This is a genomic window from Sorangium sp. So ce176 (assembly GCF_051519835.1).
GTDB classification, from domain to species: Bacteria; Myxococcota_A; Polyangia; order Polyangiales; family Polyangiaceae; genus Sorangium; species Sorangium cellulosum_G.
Genome location: NZ_CP150371.1, coordinates 1634681 through 1646471 on the forward strand (window position 1 = coordinate 1634681; position 11791 = coordinate 1646471).

The 11791-nt window shown below is 69.7% G+C and carries 7 protein-coding genes and 1 pseudogene; 2 read left to right on the plus strand and 6 right to left on the minus strand.

The genetic code is table 11. From position 1 onward, the window contains the following. Positions 1-81: 81 nt before the first annotated feature. A pseudogene (locus tag WMF42_RS06215) lies at positions 82-344 on the plus strand (ABC transporter substrate-binding protein); the annotation flags it as partial. 238 nt (positions 345-582) lie between these two features. On the opposite strand, the gene WMF42_RS06220 reads toward WMF42_RS06215, so the two are convergent. The 5 genes from WMF42_RS06220 to WMF42_RS06240 all read right to left on the minus strand — a co-directional run bounded on the left by WMF42_RS06220 (position 583) and on the right by WMF42_RS06240 (position 8984). Next, complete coding sequence (locus WMF42_RS06220; protein ID WP_437690837.1) at positions 583-3558, minus strand: glycoside hydrolase family 3 C-terminal domain-containing protein; 2976 nt, start codon at positions 3556-3558, stop codon at positions 583-585. Continuing rightward, positions 3555-5909, minus strand: coding sequence for an alpha-xylosidase (gene yicI / locus WMF42_RS06225; protein WP_437690839.1), 2355 nt, complete (start codon positions 5907-5909; stop codon positions 3555-3557). Before yicI ends, WMF42_RS06220 begins: the two co-directional genes overlap by 4 nt. After that, complete coding sequence (locus WMF42_RS06230; protein WP_437694214.1) at positions 5906-6673, minus strand: carbohydrate ABC transporter permease; 768 nt, start codon at positions 6671-6673, stop codon at positions 5906-5908. The genes yicI and WMF42_RS06230 overlap by 4 nt, the downstream gene beginning before the upstream one ends. A 116-nt stretch (positions 6674-6789) precedes the next feature. Continuing rightward, on the minus strand, positions 6790-7686 hold the full coding sequence (locus tag WMF42_RS06235; RefSeq protein ID WP_434045986.1) for a carbohydrate ABC transporter permease: 897 nt from the start codon (positions 7684-7686) through the stop codon (positions 6790-6792). 11 nt (positions 7687-7697) lie between these two features. Then, entirely contained in the window at positions 7698-8984 is a 1287-nt protein-coding gene (locus tag WMF42_RS06240; RefSeq protein ID WP_437690842.1) for an ABC transporter substrate-binding protein, read from the minus strand. Between the two features lie 669 nt (positions 8985-9653). Here WMF42_RS06240 and WMF42_RS06245 point away from each other — a divergent pair. Continuing rightward, a complete protein-coding gene (locus tag WMF42_RS06245; protein ID WP_437690844.1) occupies positions 9654-11513 on the plus strand; it encodes a DUF4215 domain-containing protein in 1860 nt (619 codons plus the stop codon). A 116-nt stretch (positions 11514-11629) separates the two neighbouring features. Here the strand turns inward: WMF42_RS06245 and WMF42_RS06250 are convergent, their stop codons facing one another. Further along, positions 11630-11788 carry a hypothetical protein gene (locus WMF42_RS06250; RefSeq protein ID WP_155797966.1) on the minus strand — a complete coding sequence of 53 codons (159 nt, stop codon included), beginning with the start codon at positions 11786-11788 and terminating at the stop codon, positions 11630-11632. Positions 11789-11791 lie beyond the last annotated feature (3 nt).

The window sequence follows — 11791 nt, forward strand, 5'->3', positions numbered from 1 at the left end:
ACCCGGAACGTGCCGCGGCGGCGCGCCCCCGGCGCGCCAGAGGGGCCGCGTGCCTCCCGGCGCCTCCGGTCAGGCCGGGACGCCGGGGTCGAGGCGGCCCTGCGCGAGCGGCTGGCCGAAGCGCCCTCCTTCGTCGCCTTCGAGGGCTACGACACGGTCGCCGTCCTCTCCGATGTGCTGCGTTCTCACGGCGCGGACCGGGCGCGCACCGCCGAATCCTGGGCGCGCGTCGCAGTCGAAGGCACCCGCGGGCAGATCCAGCTCTACCGCACGCGAGGCATCAGCGTTTGGAATGGGCTTGGCCGCCAGCGCCGCTCACGGTATGGAGACGGAAGCGCAGGTAGCGGCAGGTGACGGGGGCTTCGCCGGGATTGTGGATGATGATCGTGAAATGCCCCCTGAGCGAGCCGTCGGCCTGCTGGCTCACCGAGCCCATGAAGCTGGCATAGCCGCGCACGCCCCATCCGGAGAGCGTCGGCAGCGGTCCGGCCGCCGCAGGGGGAAGGCATCATGGGAACGTGGATGCGCCGTGATAAACCGGCACGGAGGCGGGGTTGCGAGAGACCTACGTCGAAGGGCCCCTCAGTCGATCGCGAAGTTCGACAGGCGGGCGGCTCCACGGAACACGAGGTAGACGTCGTGTCGCCCGTAAGCGCTGTCGAGCTCGGCGGCCACGGTGGTGTATGCGTACACGTCGCCCGTGCTCGGCACGACGGCGGTCCCAACCACCTTGCCGCGGACCGGATCGTCGAGCCGGATCTCGACGAGCGCGTCGCCCGCCTCGGCGCGGGCGAACCCGCCGCTGAAGTGGCTGGCACCGCTGCCCAGCTCCACATCGGAGAAGCGGAGCCAGTCGCCCGCGGTGGCGCCCACGGCGTCGCCCCACTCCATGCTCTCGTCGACCAGCTCGATGCCCGCGTAGTCGTCGAAGTCGAGCGCTCGCGTCTCGCGGGCGAGGTCGCGCGCCGGGATGCGCTCGCCGCGCACGCGCACGACCGCGCTCCGGCGGACGTCGGCCGAGGAGGAGCCGACCATCAGCTCGACGCCAGTCGCCTCGAGGACCCAGCGGCCCCGGGTCACGTCCCAGTGGGCAAGATCGGAGGCGGCGAAAGCGAGCTCGACCGTCCGCTTCTCGCCCGGCGCGAGGTGGATCCGCCGAAACGCCCGCAGCTGCTTGACGGGCTGCGGATCGCGCGACGATGGCTGGCGGCTGTAGAGCTGAACGACCTCGTCGCCGGCCCGCAGGCTCGTGTTCGTGACGTCGACGCGCACCGAGATCTGGTCGCCGGCCTGGACCGACGGGGCGCTCAGCTGGAGGTTGTCGTACCCAAAGGTCGAGTACGACAGCCCGTATCCGAACGGATAGAGCGGATCACCGTCGAAGTAGAGATAGGTCCGCCGGGCCTTGATGATGTCGTACTCGAGGACATCCGGCAGGTCGCCCGCCGAGCGGTACCAGGTCTGGGTCAGTCGCCCGGCAGGATTGTGGTCGCCGAAAAGGACGTCGGAGATGGCATTGCCGGTTTCCTGGCCCGCATGGGTGGTCCACAGGATGGCGGGGACGCGGAGCTTCTCCCACGGGATGGTCATCGGATAGCTCGTCTCGAGCACGAGGATGGTGCGCGGATTGGCGGCGAGCACCGCCCGTACCAGGGCGGACTGCCGCTCGGCCAGCGCCATCGACGTGCGGTCGTGATCCTCCCGCCCGTTGATGAACGGCATACTGCCAACGACGACCACGGCGGCGTCGGCGCCTGTCGCCGCGCGCACGGCCTCGTCGACGCCGCTCCGGACCACGTCGACCGCGAAGTGAGCCGCGTTGGACGCCTCGGTCGCGGTCAGGGCGAGCGCGCCGTCCGCGGCGATGGTCAGGTAGACCTCGGGTCCGGCCCAGTCGAACGCCTTCTCGTAGCCGGCGTAGCGGATGACGTGCGTGCCGTCGCCCTGCGGCTCGAGGGCGAACTGCTGCTGGACGAACCAGCCGTACGGCTGGGCGGCGCTGTTCGCGAAGTTGGCGCCGAAGTTGAAGCGGTCGACCACCTTGCCGTTGGCCGCGCTGCGCAGCGTGACGATGCCCTGCCCCCAGTCGAATACGTCGAACTCCTCGGTGGGACCCGCGCTGGCCGCGCTGACGCGCAGGACGTCCCCGTCCTCGTCCGCGCCGGCGGTCACGTAGCGGCCGCTCGCTACGTCGCGCAGCACGATCCGGTCGACGCCCTCGCTGGAGAGGACGGTGGCGCCGCCGAGCCGCTCGCGGATGCCGGAGAGGGGCGTGACCCGGTACGGGAGCGCCCCGGAATACCAGTCCGTATAGAGCGTGTCCGAGAGCGGCCCGACGACCGCGATCCGCCGCGTGGCCGACGGATTCAGCGGCAGGAGGCGACGCCTGTTCTCGAGCAGCACCACGGCCTCATCGGCGGCCTGGCGGGCAAGCTGGCGGTGCTCCGGGCTGTCGATGACCTCGGGCCCGATGCCGGCATAGGGACCCCCGTCCGGGTCGAAGTCGCCGAGCCGCAGGCGGACGGAGAGGACGTGCTCGACGGAGGCGTCGATGTCCTCCTCGGTGAGGAGCCCTTGCGCGAGCGCCGACTGGAGGATCTCGATGGTGGGCGCGCTGTTGGCGTCGTCGACGGTGAAGCTGTCCACGCCGGCCAGGAGCGTGGCCGCGAAGGCCTCCTCGTTCGTGGCGAAGTACCGCTGCGAGCCGGTCAAATTGTAGGGGGCCCAGGCGTCGGACACGTTGTAGAGCGTCTTCTGCGTCCAGCTCCGCACGACCTCGCCGACATCCGGGTTGACGGTGGCCGGCCTGCCGTTGACCAGGTTGTAAGACGTCATGACGCCGGTCACGGCGTCGGCGGCGATCGGCATCTTGAAGGCCAGCTCGTCATACTCGTGCTTCACGCGGGGGCGCAGGTTCGACGACGTTGTATCGCGGTGGATCTCGTTGTTGTTGGCGAGATAGTGCTTGATGACCGGCGCGGTCTTCAGATAGAGCGGGTCGTCCCCTTCGAGGCCGCGCCCGTAGGCGGTGGCGATCACGCCGGAGAGGAGCGGGTCCTCGGAGTAGCCCTCCTCGTTGCGCCCCCAGCGCGGGTCGCGCAGCAGGTTGACCACGGGCGCCCATACCTGCAGACCCCAGACGCGCGGGGCGAGCGCGTGATAGCCGCGAACCTCGTCTCCGACAGCCTCGCCGACCTGCCGGATGAGATCCGGGTTCCAGGTCGTCGCCAGGCCGATCGCCTGCGGGAACACCGTGCCGGTCGCCGTCACGACGGCGCCGCCGTTGTCGCGATCCGTCGACCAGGCCACCCCGTGCAGCGCCTCGGTGCCGGCCTTGAAGTCCGGAATGCCGAGCCGCGGAATGGGAGGCTGGAACTGGTGCAGGAGCGACAGCTTCTCGTCCAGCGTGAGCCGGCCGAGGAGATCGCTGACGCGGACCTCGATCGGCAGACCGGGATCCTGGAACGGCAGCGTCTCACCCGCGCTCGAGCTCGAGGGGTGAAACACCAGCGCGAGGACGAGCGGAACGGAAGCAGCGATTGAGCGATATCTTTTCATCGGTAGTCTCCTTTGGGGCCGGGCGCCGTGGTCGAGCCCTCCCCCTCCAGCGTGATGACCAGCTCGCCGCCGGTCGCCCTGACCAGCGCTCCCCGCGGGTGCTCCGCGCTCTCCCCGCCTTTGACGGCCGCGACGCGGCGGTTGACGAGGAGAACGCTCCAGGCACCCGGGGCGCCCGCGGCCTCCACCCGCACCACCGGGCCGGTCCGGGACGTGGTGAACGTCGTGACCGCGTCCCCGTCCGCGCCCGGGATCACGGTGGTGACGCGGGCGCCGTCCGCCGGCTCGTACACGCGCAGCGTCACACCGTCCGCGTGGTCGTAATCGGGACGGTCCTCCACCGCGCCCTCGGGGATCACCGCCCCCGGCCGGACGAGCAGCGGCACGCTGTCGAACCCGTGGCGCTCGCGCACCCAGCGGCCGCCCTCGACGCGCTCCCCGGTGAGGTAGTGCGTCCAGACGCCGCGCGGCACATAGTAGGAGAGCTCCCCGTCGGCGGAGAAGACAGGCGCCACGAGCAGGTCGTCGCCCAGCATGTACTGCCGCTCCAGATGCGTGCAGGCCGGGTCGTCCGGGAACTCGACGACCATCGCGCGCATCATCGGCAGGCCCTCGCCGTACGCCTGCCGCGCGGCCCCGGCCAGGTAGGGCATCAGCCGCATCTTCAGCCGGCTGAAGCGCCGCAGGACCTCCACCGACTCCTCATCGAACAGCCATGGCACCCGGTAGGAGCGGCTTCCGTGCAGCCGGCTGTGCGACGATAGCAGCCCGAACGCGATCCATCGTTTGAACAGCGCCGGGTCGGGGGTACCCTCGAATCCGCCGATGTCGTGGCTCCAGAAGCCGAAACCCGACATGCCCAGCGACAGGCCGCCCCGCAGGCTCTCCCCCATGCCCTCGAACGTCGACTCGCAGTCGCCGCCCCAGTGCACCGGGAACTGCTGCCCGCCCGCCGTGGCCGAGCGGGCGAACACGATCGCCTCGCCCTCGCCGCGCCGCTTGCGCAAGAGCTCGAACACCGTCTGGTTGTAGAGGTAGGCGTAGTAGTTGTGCGCGCGTTCCGGGTCGGACCCGTCGTGGTAGACGACGTCGGTGGGGATGCGCTCGCCGAAGTCGGTCTTGAAGCAGTCGACGCCCATGTCGAGCAACGCGTCGAGCTTGGCGGCGTACCACGCGCGGGCCTCGGGGTTGGTGAAGTCGACCACGGCCAGGCCCGGCTGCCACAGGTCCCACTGCCACACATCGCCGTTCGGGCGGCGCAGCAGGTAGCCGCGCGCCCTGCCCTCCTCGAACAGCGGCGAGCGCTGCCCGATGTAGGGGTTGATCCAGACGCAGATGCGCAGGCCGCGCTCCCTGAGCCGGCGCAGCATCCCGGGCGGGTCGGGGAACACGCGCGGATCCCACTCGAAATCGCACCACCGGAACTCGCGCATCCAGAAGCAGTCGAAGTGGAACACGCTGAGCGGCAGGCCCCGCTCGGCCATCCCGTCGATGAACGAGGTGACGGTCGCCTCGTCGTAATCGGTGGTGAACGAGGTGGACAGCCACAGCCCGTACGACCAGCCCGGCACCCGCGCGGGCCGCCCGGTGAGCGCGGTGTACTTGCGCAGGATCTCCCTCGGCGTCGGCCCGTAGATGAGGAAGTAGCGCATCGACTGGCCCTCGACGCTGAACTGCGTCCGCGCCATCGCCTCGGAGGCCACCTCGAACGACGCGCGCCCGGGATGGTCGACGAACACGCCGTAGCCCGCGTTGGTGAGGAAGAACGGCGCGTTCTTGTACGCCTGCTCGCTGGACGTGCCGCCGTCGGCGTTCCAGATGTCCACGGCCTGGCCGTTCTTGACCAGCGGCCCGAACCGCTCGCCGAGCCCGTACACGAAGTGGTCCACGCCGAGGTCGAGCTGCTCGCGCACGTAGTGGCGGCCGTCGTCGGTGTCGATGATCGCCATCGCCTTCTGCGCGCTGCCGGTGAGGCGGCGGCCCCGGGCCAGGAAGTCCAGCCTCCACCCCTCGCCGCGCCCGACCCGCACCGACAGCGCGCCGGAGGTCAGCGTGGCCGCCTCCTCGTCCAACGTCACTTCCCCGGTCGGGTCGGTGGCCAGCTCGAACGCCGGGCCGCGGGGCCGCTCGCCCGCGAAGTGCGTGATGGTGACACCGATGACGTCCGGTATCGGGGACGCGCAGGTGACGGTCACCATCGGGCCCTTGAGCAGGTCGCCGCGGTGCCGTATCCGCTGGACGGGCGCGTGCACGACGAACGACGCCGGCCCGGCGTCGATGTCGAGTACCTCCATCGGGTGGACAGCGCGCACGCCCTTGCGCATCATCCAGTAACCGTCGCTGAACTTCATTCCTTGATCGCTCCTGCTGTGAGTCCGCGCGATAGCGTGCGCTGGAAGATGAGGAAGAAGACGATGGTCGGCAGCAGGCCGAGCAGCGCGGCGGCGCTGGACATGGTGGCGTCCATCAGCCGCTGCCCCTGCAGCACGCCGAGCGCGACCGACACCGTCTGGTTGTCGTTGGAGATGAGGAAGACGAGGGGGATCAGGAACTCGTTCCACGTCCAGATGAAGAAGAAGACGAGCATCACCGCCAGCGTGGGCCGCACGACCGGCACGACCACCCGCCACAGGATCTGCCACCGGCTGGCGCCGTCGATCCGCGCCGCATCCAGCAGCGGCCGGGGGAACGCGGACATCACCGACGACAGCAGGTAGGTGCCGAACGCGCTCTGGACGACGGCGAACACGATGATCACGCTGATCCGGGTGTCGTAGAGCCCGAGTTTGTTGGCCAGGTAGTACAGCGGGTAGACCAGCGACTCCTGCGGCAGCGTGTTGGCCATCAGCAGCAGGACCAGCACCCACATCCGTCCCTTGATCCGGCCGATGCCCAGCGCGTAGGCGTTCAGCACCGACAGCACGACCGCCAGCACGGCCACCGAGCCGCTGATGAGCACGCTGTTGAACAGGACGTGACCGAAGCCGACGCGCTCCCAGAAGACCCTGATCCCATCGAGATGGAATCCCTCCGGCGGGGCGAGCGGGCCGTTGGCGGTGTACTCCTCCGGCGTCTTCAGCGCGTTGAAGACCACCACAGCGAAGGGGATCAGCATGATCCCGGCCAGCGCGGTCAGCGCCGCCAGCACCGCGTAGGCCGACGGACCCCGGCGGCGCCGCCGCGGCCGGCTCCGCGCTGGTGCGCTCACCGGGCTCTCGGCCAGCGTCACGGTCACCGCTCCTCCCCCAGCTCACGGCCCTGCAGCCGCAGGAAGGCGATGGTGAGCGCGATGATGATCAGCGTCAGCACGGTGGCGATCGCGGAGCCGTAGCCGACGTCGGTCTTCTCGAAGAAATTGACGTAGGAGTAGTAGGACGGCACGCTTGTCGCGCCCCCCGGGCCGCCCCTGGTGAGCACGAAGATGTGCGGGAACGCCTTGAGCGCGGCGATCGTCGTCCACAGCAGCACCACGAAGATCTCGGGCCTGATCTGCGGGATCGCGACGTGCCAGAAGCGCTGCGCCCACGAGGCCCCGTCGATCTCGGCCGCCTCGTACAGCGAGGGGTCCACGCGCTGCAGCCCGGACATGAAGATCACGAGGGGGAATCCGATCTGGATCCAGACCATGACCCCCATGACGCTCCACAGCGCGGTGGCGGGATCGCCGAGCCAGTCGTGCGCGAGCGAGCCGAGCCCGATCGCGTCCAGCAGGTCGTTGACCGCGCCGTTCTCGGGGGCGAGCAGCCAGCTCCAGACGATGCCCGCGATGACGATTGGCAGGACCTGCGGCAGGTAGATGCAGGCGCGCAGGGCGCTGGCGGTGCGCGGCCCGAAGTGCCGGTCGATCAGGTCGGTCAGGGCGGAGGCCAGCACGAGCCCGATCATCGTCGGGATGATCGCCATCCCGACGATGACCAGGGCGTTGTGCCGGAACGACGCCCAGAACTCGCCGTCCGTCGCCAGCTCCCGGTAGTTGTCCAGCCCCACCCACGTCGGGGTGCCGACGCCGGCCCACTCGGTGAAGCTGGTCGCGAGGTTCATCAGGAACGGCGCCCCGATGACCCCGGCGAACAGCAGCAGCCCGGGGATCAGGTAGGGCAGGTAGGCGAGCCGATCACGCCCCGTCAAGCTGCGTGTCGTCACTTGGGCAGGCCGCTGTCGTAGGATCTCTGGATTCCGCTGAGCACCGACTGCGGCGAATCGCCGTTCATGAGCTTCTGGGTATGCGAGACCCACTGATCGTAGAAGCCCGCGACCGGCCAGTCCGGGTAGTACGCCAGGCCGCTCGACTGCGCGAGGGTGTTGAAATCGTCGTTGAGCTTCTTGGCCCTGGGCTCGGTGATGGACGAGCTGTCGGCCGCCACCGGCACCGCGCCCGCGTTGCCGAGAATGTTCTGGATCTTCTTCTTCAGCGTGATGTCGATGAAGTCGTAGGCGAGCTGCTTGTTCTTCGATCCTGCCGGCACGACCCACAGATTTCCGCCCGATCCGAGGGTCATCTTGGCGCCGGGCCACACGGAGGTACCCCAGTCGAATTTGGCCTCCTTGGCCACGCGGCCGAACCACCAGCTCCCGGAGAACATCATCGGGAACTTGCCGCTCATGAACGCCACCCCGGCATCCTCGGCCTTGGCGCTGACCGAGTTCTTGGCGATGTAGCCCTTCGTCACCCAGTCGGCGAACGTGGTCGCCCCGTGCGTCCATGCCGGGTCGGTGAAGTCGACCTTGCCGGTGTAGCGCTGGAACGAGCTCACCCACGGCTGGTCGGCCTTGTCCAGCGCGAGCTGGTAGACGTACTGCTGCGCCATGTACTCGGCGCCGGCGTTCGCCAGCGGCGTGACGCCCTTGGCGACGAACGCGTCCATCGCCTTGGTGAATTCGTCGAACGTGGTCGGGACCTTGACGTCGTACTTCTTGAACAGGTCCTTGTTGTAGTAGACCTGTGTGTACTCGGCGTAGTTGGGGACCCCGTACCACTTGCCGCCGCCCATGATGCCCTTTTCGTCGTACCTGGCGACGGCCTGCACGTTCGAGCTGATCAGCTTGTCCCAGCCGCGCTTGGTGACCTCGGGCGTGAGGTCCTCGAGCAGGCCCTGCCTGGACAGCAGCCCGGCGGTCGCGTTGCCCTTGTTGTACTCCATGACGTCGGGGGCGCTCTTGGAGTTCATGATCATGGGCGCGGTCTTCTGGATCTGCTCGAAGCCCTTCTCCTCGAGCTTGACCTTCACGCCCGGATGAGTGGCCTCGAACTCCTTGATGGCCTCGTTCCAGGCCACGCCCATGGCGCTCTCGGGAGCCTCGTAGTGCCAGATGCGCAGCTCCTTGCCGCCGGACTCGCCGTCGTCGCTGCGGCCGCACGCAGCCAGCGTCAGGGACCCTGCGGCGAGCACGGCGAGCAGCGCTGCGCCGGCGACTCTTTTGATCATAATTTTCCTCCGGGGTGAGAAAGGGGCATCGGCCTTCCTTTTCGAAGCGCTTCGAGTGCCGAGATGATAAACCGCATGTGAACGTTCACACAACAGGGAAACCGAACAAAATGCTGGTCATGCGTTCACCGGGGAGAGTGTGGGCGACGTCGCCATCAGGCGCACATGGAGGCAGCGGCCATGCGGCTCGCGTCCATCATGCTCGACAGCGCACAGGGCCCCGCGCCTGGCCGCTTGACTCGGATCCCGATCCTGCTCTTGCCCAGGTATTCGCGGCAGGTTCTTCGGATACGAGGTTCCTGAACAACACCAGCTACCCCAGGAGGTCACTCCGCTGGCTGCGGAGCCCTCCGTGCCCATGTGCCTGAAATGCCGACCCTCACTTCGCGTACTGTCGGAGGGCGAGCCCGGAGCGTTTGTTGAAAGAAGAGCAGCCCTCTCAGCAGACGATCCAGGCGCATTGTGCGCTCCGCGCGCGATTCTCCGTGCGATGCGCAGCCACGCCCGGATCCGGCGGCCGCGCGCACTGGCGTGCGGCGGAGGCAGGCGCCTTCATGAAAGGGGGTTTGCCAGGCGGATCGGTTGTGCCGAAGATGGCATCACGCTGCGCCGTGGGGTGAGGCCCACGTCGCGTCACGACAGCTCTCTCTCTTGCGTTGGAGCAGGTGGATGAACGTACGACTCGTTGCAGGTCTTTTCGTGCTGGCGCTGTCGGCTGCCGCGGGCTGCGGAGACGATGACGGCCAGGGCGGCGCCGGCGGCAATGGCGGCTCCGGCGGCGCTGGCGGTGGCGGCGGCGTCGACGCCACGAGCACCGCAACTGGCACCGGCGGTGGCGGCGGCGCCGAGCCTACCGGCACCGGCGGCGGCGGCGGCGCCGAGCCCACCGGCACCGGCGGCGGCGGCGGCGGCGGCGCCGAGCCAACCGGCGGTGGCGGCGGCGCCGAGCCCACCGGCACCGGCGGCGGCGGCGGCGGCGGCGCCGAGCCAACCGGCGGTGGCGGTGCTGGCGGCACCGAGCCCACCGGCGGAGGCGGCGGCGCCGAGCCCACCGGCACCGGCGGCGGCGGCGGCGGCGGCGCCGAGCCAACCGGCGGTGGCGGTGCTGGCGGCGCCGAGCCCACCGGCGGAGGAGGCGGCGCCGAGCCCACCGGCTCCGGCGGCGGCGGAGGCGGCGGCGGCGCCGAGCCAACCGGCACCGGCGGCGGCGGCGGCGGCGGGCCGGCGGGCGCGCTGTACGAGGCCTGCGCGACGGACGATGAGTGCACCGGGGACATCTGCCTCTCCGAGGAGGAACTTGGATACCCGTCCGGGCTCTGCTCGGACCTGTGTGAGCCCTCGGCCGAGCCAACGCCGGGCGGAGAGTGCGACGGCGGGGTCTGTCTTGATCTCTTCGATGGCGTGGGCGCGTGCCTGGCGCTCTGCAGCGCGTCGTCGGAGTGCCGCGACGGTTATGCCTGCGAGGACATCGGCGGCGGCATCCGGGCCTGCGTCCCGAGGTGCACATCGAACGCGCAGTGCCCCTCGCTCGGCGTGTGCGACGCCCTGAGCGGCGTCTGCACGCCAGGCGAGACGGACTGCGCGAACCACGAGGACGACGACGGGGACAGGTCCTACGACTGCGCGGACACCGACTGCGCCGCGACCTGCGCCCCGATCGCCGAGGCCGCCTGCGCGAGCGCGACACCGATCGTCTCGACGACGATCCACGGCGACACGTCGGGGGGCACGAGCGGGCTGGAAGGGACCTGCTACCTCGGCAACGCGGGGCACGGACCGGAAGAGATCCACCTGTTCACGCCGCCCGCCGGGCAGTCGGGCACGCTCGTGGTCGAGATCGAGTCGCCGACCGATCATGGTGTCTACGCCCGTAGCTCGTGCGCGGACATGCTCTCCGAGATCGACTGCTCCGACGAGAACTATCCTTCCGATGGCTTGCCCGACGAAGAGCGGATCGTGATCTACGTGAGCGACGGCCAGACCGTGCCGATCGTCGTCGACTCCTATGAGCCGGGGGAGGCCGGTCCCTACACGCTGAACGTCAGCTTCACGCCGATCGTCTGCGGCGACGGCACCGTCGGCTCGGCCGAGCAGTGCGACGACGGCAACACCATGAGCGGCGATGGCTGCTCCGCCACGTGCACCTACGAGCCCGACGTGCTGTGCGAGAACGCGGTCGAGCTCGTGATCGGCGAGAACACGGGCAACACGGCGACCGGCACCTCGGCGTTCGAGGGCAGCTGCCTCGGATGGGACGTGCCGGAGACGATCCACAGGTTCACGCCGCCGAGCGACGGCACGCTCACGCTGACGCTGTCCGCCGCGACCGACCTGGGCCTCTACCTGCGCGAGAGCTGCGCGGACTTCGGCTCCGAGCTCGCGTGCGTCGACGACGGAGGCCGCGGTCATGACGAGACGCTCGTGATCGATGTCACCGGCGGCGAGCCCCTGTTCGTCATCGTCGACACCTACACGTCGATCAACAGCGGCCCCTACACGCTCACCGTCGCCTTCACCCCCGCTCCCTGAGGTCGACGCTGCCCTCGCGGGCGCTCACCGTGGGACCCGATCGGCAGGAGTTCAGGCTGCCTTTTCGTGCGGGTGGTGTTCGCGAGCGCGGGGTTCGACGTTCGGCCTGAGCTCGGTCACCCCTCCGGTGCCACCGGCAGCCCGAGCAGCCGACCGATCGCCTCGTGAACGACCCGGGCCGCCGCCTCGTCCCCGAGGGCGACGGCGCGGCTCAGGGGGCTGGCGAGCGAGGCGATCACCCCGGCCCGACGCGACGTCTCGATCACGGCGAGCACGCA

Bases quoted from the DNA above. Each gene is read 5' to 3' on its own strand.
- WMF42_RS06220 (WP_437690837.1), bottom strand. From the start codon at position 3,558: ATGAAAAGATATCGCTCAATCGCTGCTTCCGTTCCGCTCGTCCTCGCG.
- yicI (WP_437690839.1), bottom strand. From the start codon at position 5,909: ATGAAGTTCAGCGACGGTTACTGGATGATGCGCAAGGGCGTGCGCGCT.
- WMF42_RS06230 (WP_437694214.1), bottom strand. From the start codon at position 6,673: ATGCTGATCCCCTTCGCTGTGGTGGTCTTCAACGCGCTGAAGACGCCG.
- WMF42_RS06240 (WP_437690842.1), bottom strand. From the start codon at position 8,984: ATGATCAAAAGAGTCGCCGGCGCAGCGCTGCTCGCCGTGCTCGCCGCA.
- WMF42_RS06245 (WP_437690844.1), top strand. From the start codon at position 9,654: ATGAACGTACGACTCGTTGCAGGTCTTTTCGTGCTGGCGCTGTCGGCT.